This window comes from Sorangium sp. So ce128 (assembly GCF_051525245.1).
Lineage (GTDB): Bacteria > Myxococcota_A > Polyangia > Polyangiales > Polyangiaceae > Sorangium > Sorangium cellulosum_B.
This window is the reverse complement of sequence record NZ_CP150313.1, coordinates 3,475,819-3,492,220: the sequence shown is the minus strand read 5'-3', so window position 1 is coordinate 3,492,220 and position 16,402 is coordinate 3,475,819. Positions and strand designations below refer to the sequence as shown.

Below are 16,402 nucleotides of genomic sequence, written 5' to 3'. Positions count from 1 at the left end.
GGGTCGAGCGGCGGCCCCCTCCCGCTCGAGTCTAACGACGAACGCGCGCCCGTCGCAATTGCAGACCTCGGCGAGCGCGCCCTTCAGCGCGGCTTTTCCCCGGGGCCCGTCAGGGCCTCGGTGATCACCTGGTCCTGGATCGAGATCGCCCGCTCCAGCAGCCCGACCGCCCGCGCGCGGGCCTGCGTCGCCGCCTCGCGATCCCCCTTCGCTTCGAGCGCCTTCGCGCGGCGCTCCTCGACCACGCCCGCGACCTCGTAGAGGTGGCCTTGATAATGAGAAGGCGCCGGCGCCAACCGGAGGCCCGCGTCGATGTCGCGCGCCGCGGCGTCGAACTCGCCGGCCTCGCTCCGGAGCTCCGCCAGCCGGGCGTAGGTGTCCGCCGTCACCTCGGCGACCTCCGGCGGCGCCCCCGGCGGCCTCGGCGCGGCGATGATCCCCTCCAGGGCGCGGAGCGCAGCGGCGCGATCGCCCGCGCCGAGCGCGACGTCGGCGGCATGGTGCGCCGCGCGCGCCCTCGAGAGGAAGGCGAGGAGCGTGGGATCGACGACCTGGGCCGGGGCGCACGCGCACCCCGGATCGCCCGGGCCCCCGGCAGCGCGCGCCCGCTCGTCGCCCGGGGCGCACCCGAGGTGCGCCGCCGCGAAGAGCCCCAGGCAGACGGCGACGAGGTGCGGGCCCCGCATCAGCGCACCCCCCACGCCGCGTAGCGGTTCTGGCGCAGATCGGACGCGCGCGCGGCGGCGATGCGATCGATCCGCTCCGTCTGACCGCCCTCCCGCGGAAAGGGCGCGGCCGGATCGAAGAGCGCGGCGGTCGAGCGCGCCTCGATCAGCAGGGGCCGCGCGGCGAGCGCTGCGGCCGGAGCACCGGCCGCGGGCGCGCGCGCGACGGAGGCGCGCTCCTCCCTGATCTGGCCGACGATCAGCGCCACGGCCGCCGCGGCCGCGGCGAGGGTCGAGAGCGCCGCCATCGTCACCGGCGCGATGCGCCGGGGGCCGCGCGCGGGCGAGGCGCGGAGGGCCTGGTCGATGAGCGCGCGCCCCGGGAGCTCCGGGAGCGCCGCCGGACGCCACGCAGCCCGGAGCGCGACAGCGAGCTCCGCGAGATCGTCGCGTGCATCAGGCGAGCCGAGCTCCCCCTCGCCGCCGGAGCCGCCGCCCCGCCCCGGACCACCGCCGGCAGCGGCGCGGGGCTCGAGCGCCTCCCGCAGGCGCTCGGCGGCGCGCAGCTCGGCCTTGGTCGGCGGCGCGCCCTCGTCGCCGAGCGCGCGCGCGAGCAGCGCCTCGTGGTCCGCCCTGTCGAGCCCGTCGGGGCGGGCCGCCGCCCTGAGCGCCTCCGCGAGCGGGACCTCGCCGCGATCGAGCGCCTCCGCGAGCGCGCGCGCCGCGCCCAGCTCGTCGTCGGACGCAGGCGCGACGGGCTCCGCGACGGGCACGACGAGCGCGAGCCGCCGGCCGCGATCCGCGCCGGCGCGGCGCTCCAGGGGCCCGTCGCCGGTCGGCGGCGAACGCGGATCCGAGGGCAGCCGCGGCTTCATCGCGCTCCTTCCTCGCGCTCCGCGCGCGGCGCGGCGATCGCCTTCTTCAGCGCGGTCATGGCGCGGTGCAGGACGACATCGAACGTCGCCACGCTGACCCCGAGCGCGAGGGCCACCTCGTCGCGAGGCCGCTCCTCGAGCACCCGTAGCCGGATCGCCTCGGCGTAACGGGGGTTGAGGCGCCCGAGCGCGTCCTCGACGCGCGCCCGCGCGTCCGCGAGATCGCGCTTCTCGCAGAGCTCGGCCTCTCCACGCGCGGTGAGGTCGGTCTCCGCGGCGTCGATCTCGCGCTGGAGATCCTCGGGCTCGAAGAGCGCCTCGCGGCGGCGCGCGCGGAGCATGTCGAGCGCGATGCGCAGCGCGATGACGCGGAGCCAGGGATAGATGCCGCAGCTCTGCCACTGGAACTGGTAGAACCGCTCGATCACGCGCGCGTACGTCTCGGCCAGAGCGTCCTGCGCGGCCGCGTCGGAGCCGAGGCGGGGCAACAGCACCGCGCGGTACAGCGCTGGCCCGTACTTGCGGAGCAGCTGCCCGAGCGCGAGGCGATCGCCCTGCGCCGCGCGCTCGCACAGCAGGCGCTCCGCCTCGAGATCGGGCCTCGCTGCTGCCACCGCCGTCACAGCGGCGACGATACCCGGACGCAGAACGGAGCGCACCGGTGTCCGCCTCGCGCCCCTCTCGGGTCGGCGCGCCCCGCGGTCCAGGAGCGCCTGCGCGCCGCCGGCGAGCCGCCGCGCGCCCCCCGCGAGGAGGGCGCGCGGCGGCTCGCCAGCGACAGGCGGAACCGAGCGCGGGAGGGCCACGGCATTCACCCCTCGACAACGGCCCAAACCCGTGGACCTTACGGCCAGGAGCCGCCACATTGTGCCGGCCTCCACGCCGAGCGTCCGGCGTGAAAGGAGCCCAGGTGACCCTCGATACAGCGTTCAGGTCCCCCCCACGCCCAAGCGCCGGGCAGCGCTTCGGGACCGCCCTGTGACGGCGGGGCCGTCCGGCGAAAGGAGGCGCTCGCTGCACTGCGCGCGCTGCGGCGCCCTCAACGGCGGCGACTTCAGCCGCTGCATCCGCTGCGGCGCGCCGCTCCTCGCGCCTCCTGCCCACGCCGCGCCCACCCGAGGACGCCTCGACGGGCGAAGCCTGCTCGCGACCAAGATCCTGGGCGGGCTCACGGCGTTTGTGTTCGTCGGCCAGCTGATGGCCGCGCACTCCCGCGATCTCGGCCTCCTCTCGGCGTGGGACACGTCGAGCTATCTCCGCTTCGGCGCCCTCCTCCTCGCGCCCGGCGTGCCCTTCGAGCCGTTCCGGCTGCTCTCCGCGGTCTTCGTCCACATGGGCGTCCTCCACTTCGGCATGAACATGGTGACGCTCGGCATGCTCGCCCGCGCCGCCGAGCCCGCCGTCGGCTCGGCGCGGTTCGCGATCGCGTACGTGCTCACGGGCCTGTTCGGCTTCGGCGCGAGCGCCGCATGGAACCTCTTCGTGCAGCCCGAGGTCGTGTGCACCGCGGGCGCGAGCGGCGCCGTGTTCGGCGTGATGGGCCTCCTGCTCGGCTGGCTGCTCCGCCGCCGCGACCCGCGATGGAAGGACCTCGCGCTCCAGGCCGTGTTCTACATCGTCCTCTTCGGCTTCGTCGTGAACGCGTCGAGCACGGGAATCCGCATCAACAACGCCGCGCACATCGGGGGCCTCGTGAGCGGCGCGCTGCTCGGGCTGAGCTACGCGGGCCCCGCGCGGGGCCGGTACGAGGGCGTGATGAACGCCGGCGCGCTCGCCAGCGTGCTCGCCTGCCTCGCCGCGCTCGCGCTCGCCCAGCGCTCGTCGGTCTGGCGCGCCGCGGAATCGCTCGACGGGAACGCGCGGCAGGAGGCGCCCGGGCCCGTGCTGCACGGCCAAGCCAAGGGGTTTCCCGAGGACGCGCTCGAGGCGCTCGGGGCTCGACCGGCGGGCTCGCTCGTGCCGGGGGCCCCTGACGCGACGTGACGCTGATTGCGGCGCACGGCTCGAACGTCTAAGCGCCATCCTCGCATTCACGTGGGGACGGGCCAATCCGTCCGTTCCCTCTCAGGAGACGTCATGGTCCGAACCTCGTCGCACATCGCCTCGTGCGTGCTTGCCGCGTCTCTCCTCAGCGGCTGCCATGTCACCATCCAGAGCGGCAATACGCCGGCAGAGGCCTCGCCGCCGCCCCCGCCGCCCGCCAAGAAGGCCGCCCGGTCGCGCAAGCCGGCCAAGCCCGACCCGGAGCCCGAGCGGCGCAGGACCCCGAAGTGGCGCCTGCCCACGAACAACGCGCCGCGCATCACCGCCCCGAACGCGTTCGGCAACGGGGAGGGCGGCGCCTTCCGGGGGCTCGCGTACGTGATCCCCGAGAACACCCAGAAGCTCCCGACCTTCGACGGGCTCGTGCCGTTCGCGGTGCTGTACACGGACAAGTTCGAGGTGAAGTCGCAGGACTTCTCCGGCGGCTTCCCAGGCGCGCTCGCGCAGAACGAGTGGTTCGCGATCCGGTTCGAGGGCGAGTTCAAGGCGCCCCAGGAAGGCGTGTTCCAGCTCAGGCTCACCTCGGACGACGGCGCGGTCCTCTACATCGACGACAAGCGCGTGGTCGCGAACGACGGAGTCCACAGCGCGAAGACCGTGGACGGCGAGGCCCGCCTCACGGAGGGGACGCACCGGCTGCGGCTCGATTACTTCCAGGCGCAGCGGGGCCAGGTCGCGCTCCTGCTCCAGATCGGCCAGAAGGACAAGTTCGAGCCGCTCGTCGGCCTCCGCTGACGGCGCGCCGCGCCGGCCGCACCTCCGGTGCCCCGCCCTGGCGGGCACGCGGGTGCGCGCCTGGTTTTCATGCGCCCGCGCACGCCCCGGCGCTCTCGTTCGCCTTTTCGTGTATCGTCGCCGCCGCCCATGGCGTCGGTGAACCCACTGTCGCGCGAGCTCGTCTTCAAGATCGTCTATTACGGGCCCGGCCTCGGCGGCAAGACGACCACGCTGGAGTACTTGCACGCCACGGCAAAGCCCGAGTACCGCGGCAAGCTCGTCTCCCTCGCGACGCCGGTCGATCGAACGCTCTACTTCGACTTCTTGCCGGTCCGGCTCCCGCAGCTGCGCGGGATGAACGTGAGGCTCCAGCTCTTCACGGTGCCAGGGCAGGTCTACTTCAACGCGACCCGAAAGCTGGTGCTCACGGGCGCCGACGGCATCGTGTTCGTCAGCGATTCGCAGGCCGTTCGCGCCGACGCCAACATGGAGAGCATGGAGAACCTGCGCGAGAACCTCGCCGAGCAGGGGCGGGCGCTGGAGCACGTCCCGCACATTTTCCAGCACAACAAGCGCGATTTGCCCGGTTTGCTGCCGCTCTCGGAGCTCGACGCGATGTTGAACCCGTCCCGCGTCTTCTCGCTGGCCACGTCGGCGAAGACGGGGCTCGGGCTCTACGAGGGGCTCGAGGAGATCAGCGCCGCGGTCCTGCGCGCCTTCGAGAGCCGCCTGCCCGACGCGATGGGGAGCGGGCTGGGCGGGTTCGACGCGATCGAGGGCGGGCTCGCCACCGCCCTGCGCGACGCGTCACCGCCGCCGTCGGCGCCGCTCGACGCGGTGATCTCGCGGCTCGCGCCGCCCAGCAAGCCGTGGTCGACGATGCCACCGGACTCGACGATCGGCGATCCGAGCGAGGGCGCGGCGGCGCCCGGCGTGACCGCGTCACCTGGCGGCGAGCTCGATCCGCGCAGCGCCGGCGTCAGGGATCCGGTGAGCCGCGGGCTCCCGTCGTCGCTGCGGCTCGCCGCCCGGAGGCTGGTCGCGCAGGCGGACGCCCCGGCGACCGCGCGCGCGGACGGCCCGTCCGCGGCGACGAGGCACCTCGCCCAGCCGGGCCTCTCGTTCGTCGCGCTCTGGCCGGCCGCCGAGCGGGAGGCGATCGCGGAGATCGAGGCGACGATCGCCGCGGAGCGGTATGCCGTCGCGCTCGAGCGCTGCGACGCGCTCGTCGCGGGGATCTTCGACAAAGCGACGGAGCTCGCGGGCTCGATCGGCACGGCGCGCGATCCAGCGACGGTGCCGGCGCTGCTCGGCCTGGACGGGCGCCGCTACCTCGGCTTTCGCGCCGTGGTCCGCAGAGCGCGCGCTGGCGGCGAGATCACCGAGCGCGACGCGCTCAAGGCCTTCGCGTTCGCCATCGAGGCGCGGCTCGCAGAAAGCGCGATTTGACGCGGTCCCTACGGCGGGAGCACGCCCGCCGCGCCGTCACAGCCGATCGAGCGAGGCGACGCCGGAGTAGCGGCGCATCGACACGCTCATGAGCAGCGAGATCGCCACCATCACCGTGGTCACGCTCGATCCGCCGTACGAGAACAGAGGCAGCCCGACGCCGACGACCGGCAGAACGCCCGAGGTCATGCCGAGGTTGATGACCGCGTGCCAGAAGATGATCGCCGCGCAGCCGACGCCGAGCACCGCGCCGAAGCGGTCCTTCGCCATCGACGCGATGCGGATCCCCCACACGACCAGGAACGCATAGAGGCACACGAGCACCACGCCCCCGACGAACCCCCACTCCTCGGCGAAGACAGGGAACGGGAAGTCGGAGAACTGATCCGGCAGGAAGAGGAATTGGTTCTGCGTGCCCCGGAGGTACCCGTTGCCGAACAGCCCGCCGTTGCCGATCGCCACGCGCGAATGGTGGGCGTGCCAGCCGCGGTGCAGGAGGTCCTCCTCGGGGTGGAGGAACACGAGCACGCGCGCGCGCTGGTAGTCGAGCAGCACGTACTCCCAGATGATCGGGATCGCGATCGCGATGGACACGACGAACAGCGCGGCGCTCCTCCACCGCACGCGCGTGACCGCCGCGATCGTCAGGAACACGAACACGAGGATGGTCGCCGTCCCGAGATCGGGCTGCTTGAGCACGAGGAGCGCAGGGACCGCCGTCAGCGCCGCCGGGATCGCCAGATCGCGGAGGGTGCGGCCCTCGTTGCGCGGATCGTCGTGCAGGAACTTCGCCAGCGCGATGACCAGGAACACCTTCATGAACTCGCTGGGCTGGAACCGGAACGCGCCGAACTCGATCCACCGGGCGGAGCCGCGCACGTCGCGCGCGAGCACGAAGACGAGCGCCAGCGAGAAGACGCCGAACGTGTAGAGCACGTAGCCGAGGCGCTCGAGGTGCCGGTAGTCGAGCGCGATCAGCACGCCGCCGATGATGCCGCCCATGAACAGCCAGTACACCTGGCTGATGTAGAGCTCCGCGCGCGCGCCGGAGTAGACGCTCGTCGCGCTGTAGAGGTTGACGACGCCGAGCACCGCGATGGCCACCGCGGCGATGAAGAGCGGCCAGTCGAAATGATCGCGATCGCGCGAAGAGAGAGAGTCACCCCGGATCATGGCGTGCGCCCCGACGCGGCGGGCGCGCGGCCCGCGCTGCTCTTGCCCGCGCGCGGCCCCTCGTTCGCGCCGCCGCGGCGCTCCTTCGCGAGCTCCTGGTACGCGCGGACGACCTCGAAGGCGACCGGCGCCGCGTGCTTGCCGCCCGTGCCGCCGTGCTCGACGAGCACGACCACGGCGACCTCGGGCGAGCGCGCCGGCGCGTAGCCGGCGAACCAGGCGTGCTCGCGGTTGAAGTACCAGACCCGCTCGGCCTCGACGCCGCGGGTGAGCCGGTGCGAGACCTGCGCGGTCCCCGTCTTGCCCGCCATCTCCACGCCCGCGACGCGCGCCTTGAACGCCGTGCCGCCCTCCTCGTTCACGCCGGCGACCATCGCCCGGTGCACGAGGGAGAGGTTCTCCGGCCGGATGTCGATCTGGCGGCGCACGCGCGGCGTGAACTCCTGGACGACCGTACCGGCGCTCGTCTCGACGGCCCGCACGATCTGCGGCTGGTACAGCGTGCCGCCGTTCGCGAGCGCCGCGTACGCGAGCGCGAGCTGGAGCACCGTGACCGTCGTCGCGCCCTGGCCGATCGCCGCGTTGAGGCCGAACCCGAGCCGGAACTGGCCCTTGTTCCGGAGCGTCATCCACGCCCGGGTGGGCATCCTGCCCCCCGCCTCGGCGTTGATACCGAGCCCCGTCCGCGCGCCGAGCCCGTAGCGCTGGCCCATCTCCGCGATGACGTCCATGCCGACGCCGTACTCCGCCGCGAGCCGGTAGAAGTAGACGTTGCACGACTCGGCGATCGCCTGCTGCATCGCGACCGGCCCGTGCACGTGCGTGCACCGGAAGGTACGCTTGCCGAACGTCAGCGCGCCCCGGCACCGCGAGGACTGGCGGGGATCGATGAGCCCCTTCTCGAGCGCCGCCAGCGCGGTGAACGGCTTGAACGTCGAGCCGGGCGGGTACGCCCCGGACAGCGTCTTGTCGAGCGCGGGCTTCAGCGGATCCGAGTAGAGCCTCCGGAACGCGTCGCGGATGACCTGCTTCCCCGAGCCGCCGGAGAGCGCGTTCGGGTTGTAGCCGGGCTTCGAGTACAGCCCGAGGATCCGCCCGGTGCGCACGTCGATGACCGCGACGCCGCCGGCGAGCTCGCCGCGCATCGCCTTGTCGATCGCCTTCTGGATGTCGGCGTCGAGCGTCAGCCGGAGATCGCGGCCGGGGATCGGGTCCACCCGCCGCGGCTCCTCGATGATCCCGTCGCCGCCCGTCCTGCGCCGCCCCTTGGCGTCGACGAGCACCTTCTCCCAGCCGCGCGTGCCGCGCAGGTAGCTCTCCCAGGCGCGCTCGATGCCGGTGACGCCGATGCGATCGCCCTCGATGTACCCGACGCTGCGGAGCGACGCGAGCCGCTCGGCGTCCACCTCGGCCATGTAGCCGAGGACGTGCGAGCCGACCTCCTCGTACGGGTAGTAGCGCACCGGGACGGGCACCACGTCGACCCCCGGCAGCTCGGCGTCGTGCGTCGCCAAGGTCGCCACGGCGTCGCGCGAGATGTCCTCTTTGAGCAGGATCTGCTGGTTCTTTCGCGGGCCCTCGTCGGCGCGGATCGAGGTGATCAGCGCCTCCAGCCGGGCGCGCTCCTCGATCCCGATGCCGAGGTACTCGACGAGCTTCGGCCAGATCGTCTCCATGTCGAGGCGCCGCGGGACGACGTAGACGTTGTAGGACGGCCGGCTCGCCGCGAGCACCTTGCCGTTCTTGTCCCGGATGATCCCGCGCGTGGTCGCGAGCGTCACGCGCCGAACGATGTTCTCGCGAGCGATGGCCTTGTTCTCGTCGACCTCGAGGATCTGCAGATAGAACAGGCGCCCGAGCAGCACCATGAATCCGACGACCATGCCGAGCGCGATCCACCGGAAGCGCCGGCGGAACTCGCTCACGTCGGAGCGCTGGACGAGCAGGCTCACCGCGGGCTCTCCCCTGGCCGCGGGACGTTGATCGTCGCCTGGTGCACGCGCTCGGCCAGCCGGAAGACGAACGGCGCGAACAGCGCCGTCGAGACCGCGTGCGGCGCGACGAGCCGGGCGAGCGCGCGGGTGCGCGCCGCGTCGCCCCCGAAGATGGCGGTGAGGATCACGATGAGCACCCCCTCGACGAGGCCGAAGACGAAGGCCAGCGCGATCTTCGTGAGGAGCGTCTGCGCGGCGAGCCGCACGCCGGCCGCCCGCGAGACGACGAAGGTCGCGACGGTGATGAAGGTGAACAGGCCGACCGGCGCGCCGGTGAAGAGATCGAGCAGGTACCCGAGCAGGAACGCGAGCGCGGCGCCCCGCGCGATCGAGTACTCGTGCACCCCCATGAACACGACGAGCGGCAGGAGCAGGCTCGGCGTGGAGCCCGGGATGTTCAGCTTGCCGATGAGCCGGAACAGGTTCGACTGAAGGATCAGCAGGGCGGCCCCCATCGCCAGGAACGCGGAGTTTCTCATCGCGTCACCTCCGCTGCGCCTGGGGGGGCGTCTCCTCCGGAGGCGTCGTCGTCACGATGAGCACCTCCTCCAGCCGGGAGAAATCGACCGCCGGCGCGACGTACACCTGCTGGTAGATGCCGAAGTCGCGACGGACGACCTGCGTCACGGTCCCGACCGGGATCCCCTTCGGGAAGCGCCGGCCGACGCCGCTCGTCACGAGCAGATCGCCGACCTCGATCTCGTCGGTGCGCTGCACGTACTCGACGCTGCAGGAGTACTTGCTCTCGTCGCCCGTGCCGCGGACGAAGCCGCGCGCGCCGGTGCGCTCGACCACCACGTCGACGCCGCTGCCCCCGTCGACGACGAGCCGCACGTCGACCGTGTCGCCGGCGCTCTTCAGCGTTGTGCCGACGACGCCGTCCGCGGAGAGGACCGGCAAGTTGGAGCCGATGTCCCGCGCCTCGCGATCGAGCGTGACGCGAACCACCCGGAAGAAATCGTTGGTGCTCTTACCGACGACCTGGGCGCTCACCACGTCGGTCCGGAGGCTCTGGCGCAGGTCGAGCAGCCTGCGCAGGCGGCGGTTCTCTTCCTCGAGCGCCTCGAGCTTCCGCACCCGCTCTCGGAGGCGGGCGATCTGCGAGGCCTGCCTGGCGTTGTCTTCCTTGACGTCGACCAGGTAGATGTAGTCGCCCCAGAGGTTCGAGATCCCGCGCGCCAGCGTCGCGGCCGCGTACTGGATCGGCGCCGCGATGCTGATGATGATCCGGTCGGCCCCCGTGTTCTGCTTGGGGTCGCGCATGCTGGCGCGCAGGAACCAGAACGGCACCGCGAGCGCCAACAGCACGATCACGAAGTCGCGGTAGCGTTTGAGGTTCACCGTGGCTCCCGGACCCAGGTAGTACGAGGCGCCCCGCGAGGCCACCCCTCTCGACGCCGCGCGCGGCGCCCACCCCGGCGCGGGGCGGCTCGCCGCGCGCCGCAAACATCCCCGCCGGCGTGCTCACGGGCGGGACACGAAGACGACCCTCAGCTGATCGTGACCTCTTTCAAGAGCTCGAGGTGATCCAGCGCCTTGCCGCTGCCGAGCACCACGGCGCTGATCGGGTCATCGCACACCATCACGGGCAACCCCGTCTCCTCGCGGAGGAGCACGTCGAGGTTCTTGAGGAGCGAGCCGCCGCCGGTGAGCACGATGCCCTTGTCGACGATGTCGGCCGCCAGCTCGGGCGGCGTGCGCTCCAGCGCGATGAGAACGGCGTCCACGATGGCGTTCGTCGGCTCGCTCAGCGAGTCGCGGATCTCGTCGGAGTTGACGACGACCGTCTTGGGGATGCCCGCGACCATGTCGCGCCCCTTGACCTCCATCGTGAGCTGCTGCTCGAGCGGGTACGCGTTGCCGATCGTGATCTTGATGCGCTCCGCGGTCTGCTCGCCGATGGCCATGTTGTACTTGCGCTTCATGTAGGCCATGATCGACTCGTCCATCTTGTCGCCGCCGACGCGGACGCTCTGCGAGTAGACGATGCCGGCGAGGGAGATCACGGCGACCTCGGTCGTGCCGCCGCCGATGTCGACGACCATGTTGCCGCTCGGCTCGGTGATCGGCAGCCCGGCGCCGATCGCGGCCGCCATGGGCTCTTCGATGAGGTAGACCTCGCGCGCGCCAGCGCCCTCGGCGCTCTCCTTCACCGCCCGCTTCTCGACCTCGGTGATGCCGAACGGGACGCAGATGATGATGCGCGGCTTGACGAGCGTGCGGCGGTTGTGTGCGCGCGCGATGAAGTACCGGAGCATCGCCTCGGTGATCTCGAAGTCGGCGATGACGCCGTCGCGCAGCGGTCGCACCGCCTGGATGTTGCCGGGGGTGCGACCGAGCATCTCCTTCGCCTCGCGGCCGACGGCGAGCACCTTCTTACCGCCGCGAGCATCGCGCTGGACGGCGACCACCGAGGGCTCGCATGACACGATCCCCTTGCCCTTCACGTAGATGAGGGTGGTTGCGGTGCCGAGATCGATCGCGAGATCGTTCGAGAACAGGCCGTAGAGCCAGTCGAAGATCATCGCTTCGCCCTAGAAAGGAAAAAGGTTAAGCCGAGCACCGCGGAGGACGCAGCAGCCCGACCAGACGCCCGCTTGCGCGGGTCCGGCGGCAGCGGCCAGCGGTGCAGCGTGGCCTAGCCCTTCGAGATCTTGCCTTCTTTGTGCTCGGTGTGCTTGCGCTCGGTCGGGCAGAACTTCTTGATGACGAACTTGTCCGTCATCGTCCGCTTGTTCTTCGTCGTGTGGTAGTTCGCGCGGCCACAGTTGCCGCACGTCAGCTTGATGATGTCGCGCATCGGAGGTCTCCGAAGACAGGGCCGACCTGTTTCCACAGGCGGCCCTGGTTGAACCTAGGCACGGGCAGCACGGGAAGCGCTAGCACCGCAACCGGCGGGGAGCACCAGAGGACGTGTGCCGGATCAGCGACGCCCGACCGCCCGTCTGGAGGGCGCTACCCTACGAGAAACAATGCAGTTGTCAACCGGGAGCGCTCATTCGTCGTCCCAGTCGTCACCGGTGCGGCCGCGATCCCAGTTCTTGTTGTTGCTGCGCCGGCCGCCACCACCAGCGCCGCCACCGGCCCCGGGAGGCCCGTCTCCGTCGTGAGCGCCGCGCCGCCGGCGATCATCGAACGTCTTGCGCGCAGGCGGCGGAGGAGCACCACCACCACCACCACCACCGCCGGCGAAGCCGCCGCCGGCGAAGCCGCCGCCGCCGCCGCCACCCGCGAAGCCGCCGCCACCACCGCCGAAGCCGCCGCCACCGCCGCCGAAGCCGCCCGGACGGTCCTCGCGCGCCGGCCGCTCCCCCTTCGGGTGAGCGAGGTTGACGACGAGCCGTCGACCGCGCACGTCCACACCGCGCAGGGCATCGATCGCGGCGCGCGCCGCCTCGGCGCTCGCCATCGTCACGAAGCCGAACCCGCGCTTGCGACCGTCAGGATCCATGGGGAGGTGGACCCGCACCACGGGACCGGCGCCGGTCGAGCCGATGAGCCCCTCGACTTCCTCGACGCTCGCGTCGTAGGGGAGATTGCCAACGTAGAGGGTGCGATCGGGCGCTGCAGCCAGGCCGCCGCCGCCCATACCGCCACCGCCGCCAGGGCCACCTGGACCGCCGCCGGGGCCACCGCCGGGGCCCATCGGGCGCCCCTCGCGCCGCGGCGGCTCGGCCTGGAAGGGGCGGACCGAGATGGACTTGCCGCCCTGAAATGAACCGTCGAGCGACTCGCGCGCGGCGTTGGCTTCGCCGGTCGTCGAGAGTGTGACGAAGCCGAACCCGCGCGGACGACCCGTCGCGCGATCTTTCGGAAGACTGACCTCGACGACGTTGCCGCCGGTGGCCTCGAAGAGCTGCCGCAAAACGTCTTCGGTGATGGAGTCGGGCAAGCCCGCCACGAACAACTTACGCGAATCTTCAGCCATTGTAGAAAAACCTGGGGTTGGCCCCTGCGTTCCCTCTTATTTGGTCCACTCGCTCCGTGATCGATGTCGATGACGCGGAGCCTTTTGCGAGTGCGCCTCGGTCGCTCCTCCGTCGGCGGAAGGAGCGACCGAGCTCAATCGAGCGAAGGTCGGCGGGCCGACCCTCTGGTGCAAACTCCACCCCACGATATCTGGCGCCCCTGGCGCGTCAAGGGACCCGCCACGGGCGGGCGAGCCAAATGAAGGCCCGGAAGGAGCCGTCCCGGGCCCCTCCGCGCCTTCGCCCCTCAGGCGAGCGCCGGTCCGGAGGACCGGGGCGCCGGTCCAGGCGACCAGGGACCCCGCAGAGCGCGCTCCGTCACAGGCGGGCGTCGCCAGACCGGCGCTCGGGAAACCCGGCGCTCGGGAGGGCCGAGCGGTCCAGCGCCGCCCAGCGGATGAGCGCATCGCGCGGCGTGGATCTGCCCGAAACCCGAAACGACCGGTCCAAGGTGCCCAGGTGCGGGATCACCTCTCGGCCCGGGCGCGGGAGGCCCGAGGCGCCTCGGCCTCATCGTCCTCGTCGGACGGATCGTCGTCCGCGACGCGCGAAGCGCCGTCCAGCGGGCTCGCCCCGGCGCTCGACGGTTCGCCGCGCGCCGCCATGCGCAGGAAATAGAGCCCCACCGCGAACAGACCGAAGCATGCCCACTGCGCGGGAGTGAGACCGGCATAACGCGGATCGCCGCCGACGACCGTGCCCTCCCGCTCGCGCAGGAAATCGAGCGCGAACCGCACCGGAGCGTACGCGGTGCACATGATCCCGGTGTAGAAGCCGAGCGGACGATGGGGGTTCCGGCGCCAGAGCACCGCGAACGCGATCGCGAGCGGGATCGCGAGCACACACTCATATAGGCCGAGATCGAACCGGCCGACGTGTCCCGTCCCGAGCGGGTATTGGACCGCGAACCATGCGTCGGAAATACGGCCCGGATGATCGTGGACCGACGCGCAGCCCGCGCGCCCGAACACCCACGCGAGCGGAAACGCGCTGTTGACGACCTCGCAGTAGGGCATGATCCGCTCGCGGCGATAGAAGCGCCACGCGAAGGCGCCGATCAGCGCGCCGGTGAAGCCGCCGAAGCTCGACAGGCCGTCCCAGAGCGCGAAGAGGTAGAGAGGATCTCGGGCGACCCGCTGCGGGTGATAGAAGATCGCGTCGAGGACGTGCCCACCGATGAACCCGGCCGCCACGACCCAGAAGATGAACTCGCTCATCTTCTTCTCGTCGAGGCGCCGCTCGCGCGCGTGCCGCGTGGCGACGACGGCGCCGATGTAGACGCCGAGCGCCACCAGCGTGCCGAACGGCTTGATCGAGGGCGGCTTCGCCGGATCGATGAGCTGCCCCACGAGCGGGATGTGCTCCAGGAAAGCGAGCGGGATCTCGGGGAGCTCGATGTAAGGGATCAGAGGGCCTGACACGTCGCTCCCCTAGCGCAGCGACGAGGCGAAAGCCATCCGCCGTCGATGACGTCGGAGCGACAAGGCCGCGCCACGCGCGGCGGGGGCGCGCTGAGCGCGGCGCGGGCGCCAGGGACGCAGCGAGGCCGCCTTCGCCCGGTCGAGCCACCGCGCCGCCGCGCCACGAGGCCACCGCGCCCGCGCGAAGTCCGCCGCGACGCCGCGCCGGTGTCGTCAAGAGTTCGCCAACCGCGGGGGACAGGCGTAAACCTGCCGCATGAGCCGCTCCCCCGTGCGCGTCGCCACGCTGACGCTCAGTGACACCCGCACCCTCGACGATGACGAGGGCGGACAGCTCCTCGGCGAGCTCCTGAAGCGCGCCGGCTTCTCCGTGACCTCCCACGCCGTCATCCGCGAGGAGCCCGAGCTGCTGCGAGCGGCGATCGTTCAGATCGCGGACGCAGGCTCGGCCGACGCGGTCGTCACCACAGGCGGGACCGGGATCGCCCCGCGCGACCGGACCCTCGAGGCGCTCGCGCCGCTCTTCGAGAAGACGCTCGACGGCTTCGGCGAGGCATTCCGGCGCCTGAGCTGGGACGCGATCGGGCCGAACGCCATTCTGTCGCGCGCCGCGGCGGGCGTCGCGCGAGGGCTCGTGGTGATCGCGCTGCCCGGCAGCCCGAAGGCGGTGGAGCTCGCCGTCACGCAGATCATCGGCCCCGTCCTTGCCCACGCGGTCACGCTGGCGTCCGGCAAGGGCGGACACCACCACCGGCACCCGCAGCCCGTGCAGGGCGAGGAGCAGCGCGGATGATCCCCTTCGAAGAGGCGCTCGATCGGCTGCTCGCGACCGCTGCCCCGGTCGGCCCCGAGCGGGTGCCGCTCGACGACGCGGCAGGGCGCGTGCTTGCCGAGGACATCGCGGCCGCCGACGCGATGCCCGCCTTCGATTACAGCGCGATGGACGGCTACGCCATCGCCTCGGCCGACCTCGCGGGCAGCGGGCCCTTCAGGCTGCCCGTCCGCGGCGAGAGCGCGGCCGGCCGCCCGCTGCCGGCGCTCCACCCGGGCACGGCGTGTCGGATCTTCACCGGCGCGCGGCTGCCGCCCGGCGCCGACACGATCGCGCCGCAGGAGGACGCCGTGCGCAGCGGCGACGAGATCACCCTGCAGGAAGCGCCGCGGGCGGGCGCCTGGGTGCGCCGCCGGGGCGCGGACCTCGCGGAGGGCGCCCTCCCGCTGCGCAGAGGAGCGCGGCTCACCCCGGGGAAGGTCGCGCTCGCGGCCGCGCTCGATCGCCCGAGCGTCCTCGTCGCGCGCCGCCCCGTGGTCACGGTGATGTGCTCCGGCGACGAGCTGCGCGCGCCCGGCTCGCCCGGCCCCGCGGGCACGATCCCGGAGTCGAACAGCTACTTCATCGCCGCGACCGCGCGCGCGGCGGGCGCTGCGGTCCGCATCGCGCCGTTCGTCCCGGACGACGCGGCGCGCGCCGCCGAGGCGGTGTCGACGGCGCTGCGCGGGTCCGATCTCGTGGTGACCGTCGGCGGCGTGAGCGTCGGCGACCACGACATCGTCCGCCCCGCGCTCGAGGCAGCCGGCGTGTCGCTCGATTTCTGGCGCGTCGCCATCAAGCCGGGCAAGCCGCTCGCGGTGGGGCGCGCCGAGCTCTCGCGGTGGGGCGTCGTCCACGTGCTCGGGCTGCCAGGCAATCCGGCCTCGGCCTCGCTCACGTTCGTCCTCTTCGGCGTGCCGCTGCTCCGCGCGCTCCAGGGCGACGCGGCGCCGCGGCCGCCCCGCGTGATCGTCCGCGCGGACAGCGCGCTCAGGCGCCAGACCGGTCGCGCCGAGTTCCTCCGCACCCGCCTCGACGCCTCGAGCGGCGAGCTCGTCGCCCGCATCGCCGCGAACCAGGCGTCGGGCGCCGTCACGAGCTTCGCCGAGGCCGACGCGCTCGTCCTCGTGCCGGCCGATCGGGAGCGCATCGACGAGGGCGATCGCCTCGAGGCCATCCGCCTCGCGGAGATCTGACCGCGCGCTGCGCATTGCCCACAGCGCGAGGCATTGCCTCCAGCGCGCAGCATTGCCACGCGGCCGGCGAATTTACGTCACGAACCCACG

General features: G+C 72.4%; 16 protein-coding genes. 5 read left to right on the top strand and 11 right to left on the bottom strand.

What is annotated here, in order from left to right; translation table 11 throughout:
- Positions 1-83 precede the first annotated feature (83 nt).
- From WME82_RS13630 to WME82_RS13620, 3 genes are read right to left on the bottom strand one after another with little or no spacing between them, the layout of a single operon-like run.
- Positions 84-686: a hypothetical protein gene (locus WME82_RS13630; protein ID WP_437745882.1), complete on the bottom strand. Its 603-nt coding sequence runs from the start codon at positions 684-686 to the stop codon at positions 84-86.
- The gene (locus tag WME82_RS13625; RefSeq protein WP_438043199.1) at positions 686-1,540 is read right to left on the bottom strand and encodes a hypothetical protein; all 855 of its coding nucleotides are present in this window, start codon (positions 1,538-1,540) and stop codon (positions 686-688) included. Before WME82_RS13625 ends, WME82_RS13630 begins: the two co-directional genes overlap by 1 nt.
- Positions 1,537-2,199 carry an RNA polymerase sigma factor gene (locus WME82_RS13620; protein WP_438043198.1) on the bottom strand — a complete coding sequence of 221 codons (663 nt, stop codon included), beginning with the start codon at positions 2,197-2,199 and terminating at the stop codon, positions 1,537-1,539. Before WME82_RS13620 ends, WME82_RS13625 begins: the two co-directional genes overlap by 4 nt.
- Positions 2,200-2,518: 319 nt before the next feature.
- On the opposite strand from WME82_RS13620, the gene WME82_RS13615 reads away from it, so the two are divergent.
- The 3 genes from WME82_RS13615 to WME82_RS13605 all read left to right on the top strand — a co-directional run bounded on the left by WME82_RS13615 (position 2,519) and on the right by WME82_RS13605 (position 5,749).
- Complete coding sequence (locus WME82_RS13615; RefSeq protein ID WP_437871138.1) at positions 2,519-3,523, top strand: rhomboid family intramembrane serine protease; 1,005 nt, start codon at positions 2,519-2,521, stop codon at positions 3,521-3,523.
- Between the two features lie 93 nt (positions 3,524-3,616).
- A complete protein-coding gene (locus WME82_RS13610; protein WP_438043197.1) occupies positions 3,617-4,318 on the top strand; it encodes a PA14 domain-containing protein in 702 nt (233 codons plus the stop codon).
- Between the two features lie 129 nt (positions 4,319-4,447).
- On the top strand, positions 4,448-5,749 hold the full coding sequence (locus WME82_RS13605; RefSeq protein WP_438043196.1) for a GTP-binding protein: 1,302 nt from the start codon (positions 4,448-4,450) through the stop codon (positions 5,747-5,749).
- Positions 5,750-5,785: 36 nt separating this feature from the next.
- On the opposite strand, the gene rodA is transcribed toward WME82_RS13605, so the two are convergent.
- The 8 genes from rodA to WME82_RS13565 all read right to left on the bottom strand — a co-directional run bounded on the left by rodA (position 5,786) and on the right by WME82_RS13565 (position 14,305).
- Positions 5,786-6,922, bottom strand: a complete 1,137-nt coding sequence (gene rodA / locus WME82_RS13600) for a rod shape-determining protein RodA (protein WP_438043195.1) — start codon at positions 6,920-6,922, stop codon at positions 5,786-5,788.
- Positions 6,919-8,874 (bottom strand): penicillin-binding protein 2, encoded by a 1,956-nt coding sequence (gene mrdA, locus WME82_RS13595; protein ID WP_438043194.1) that lies wholly within the window; start codon positions 8,872-8,874, stop codon positions 6,919-6,921. The genes rodA and mrdA overlap by 4 nt, the downstream gene beginning before the upstream one ends.
- Positions 8,871-9,395, bottom strand: a complete 525-nt coding sequence (locus WME82_RS13590; protein WP_272103239.1) for a hypothetical protein — start codon at positions 9,393-9,395, stop codon at positions 8,871-8,873. Before WME82_RS13590 ends, mrdA begins: the two co-directional genes overlap by 4 nt.
- A gap of 4 nt (positions 9,396-9,399) precedes the next feature.
- Positions 9,400-10,257 carry a rod shape-determining protein MreC gene (mreC, locus tag WME82_RS13585; protein WP_437535265.1) on the bottom strand — a complete coding sequence of 286 codons (858 nt, stop codon included), beginning with the start codon at positions 10,255-10,257 and terminating at the stop codon, positions 9,400-9,402.
- A gap of 149 nt (positions 10,258-10,406) precedes the next feature.
- Complete coding sequence (locus WME82_RS13580) at positions 10,407-11,441, bottom strand: rod shape-determining protein (protein WP_276598056.1); 1,035 nt, start codon at positions 11,439-11,441, stop codon at positions 10,407-10,409.
- A 113-nt stretch (positions 11,442-11,554) separates the two neighbouring features.
- A complete protein-coding gene (gene rpmG / locus WME82_RS13575) occupies positions 11,555-11,716 on the bottom strand; it encodes a 50S ribosomal protein L33 (RefSeq protein WP_012235039.1) in 162 nt (53 codons plus the stop codon).
- 195 nt (positions 11,717-11,911) lie between these two features.
- Positions 11,912-12,844 carry an RNA recognition motif domain-containing protein gene (locus WME82_RS13570; RefSeq protein WP_438043193.1) on the bottom strand — a complete coding sequence of 311 codons (933 nt, stop codon included), beginning with the start codon at positions 12,842-12,844 and terminating at the stop codon, positions 11,912-11,914.
- Between the two features lie 507 nt (positions 12,845-13,351).
- Positions 13,352-14,305, bottom strand: coding sequence for a prolipoprotein diacylglyceryl transferase (locus WME82_RS13565; RefSeq protein WP_012235037.1), 954 nt, complete (start codon positions 14,303-14,305; stop codon positions 13,352-13,354).
- Positions 14,306-14,561: 256 nt separating this feature from the next.
- Here WME82_RS13565 and WME82_RS13560 point away from each other — a divergent pair, with 256 nt between their 5' ends.
- Positions 14,562-15,098, top strand: a complete 537-nt coding sequence (locus WME82_RS13560; RefSeq protein WP_437745871.1) for a MogA/MoaB family molybdenum cofactor biosynthesis protein — start codon at positions 14,562-14,564, stop codon at positions 15,096-15,098.
- Positions 15,095-16,312, top strand: coding sequence for a molybdopterin molybdotransferase MoeA (locus WME82_RS13555; RefSeq protein ID WP_438043192.1), 1,218 nt, complete (start codon positions 15,095-15,097; stop codon positions 16,310-16,312). The genes WME82_RS13560 and WME82_RS13555 overlap by 4 nt, the downstream gene beginning before the upstream one ends.
- Positions 16,313-16,402: the final 90 nt, after the last annotated feature.

Bases quoted from the DNA above. Each gene is read 5' to 3' on its own strand.
- WME82_RS13630 (WP_437745882.1), bottom strand. From the start codon at position 686: ATGCGGGGCCCGCACCTCGTCGCCGTCTGCCTGGGGCTCTTCGCGGCG.
- WME82_RS13580 (WP_276598056.1), bottom strand. From the start codon at position 11,441: ATGATCTTCGACTGGCTCTACGGCCTGTTCTCGAACGATCTCGCGATC.
- WME82_RS13605 (WP_438043196.1), top strand. From the start codon at position 4,448: ATGGCGTCGGTGAACCCACTGTCGCGCGAGCTCGTCTTCAAGATCGTC.
- WME82_RS13560 (WP_437745871.1), top strand. From the start codon at position 14,562: ATGAGCCGCTCCCCCGTGCGCGTCGCCACGCTGACGCTCAGTGACACC.
- rpmG (WP_012235039.1), bottom strand. From the start codon at position 11,716: ATGCGCGACATCATCAAGCTGACGTGCGGCAACTGTGGCCGCGCGAAC.
- WME82_RS13570 (WP_438043193.1), bottom strand. From the start codon at position 12,844: ATGGCTGAAGATTCGCGTAAGTTGTTCGTGGCGGGCTTGCCCGACTCC.
- WME82_RS13625 (WP_438043199.1), bottom strand. From the start codon at position 1,540: ATGAAGCCGCGGCTGCCCTCGGATCCGCGTTCGCCGCCGACCGGCGAC.
- rodA (WP_438043195.1), bottom strand. From the start codon at position 6,922: ATGATCCGGGGTGACTCTCTCTCTTCGCGCGATCGCGATCATTTCGAC.
- WME82_RS13610 (WP_438043197.1), top strand. From the start codon at position 3,617: ATGGTCCGAACCTCGTCGCACATCGCCTCGTGCGTGCTTGCCGCGTCT.
- WME82_RS13590 (WP_272103239.1), bottom strand. From the start codon at position 9,395: ATGAGAAACTCCGCGTTCCTGGCGATGGGGGCCGCCCTGCTGATCCTT.
- WME82_RS13555 (WP_438043192.1), top strand. From the start codon at position 15,095: ATGATCCCCTTCGAAGAGGCGCTCGATCGGCTGCTCGCGACCGCTGCC.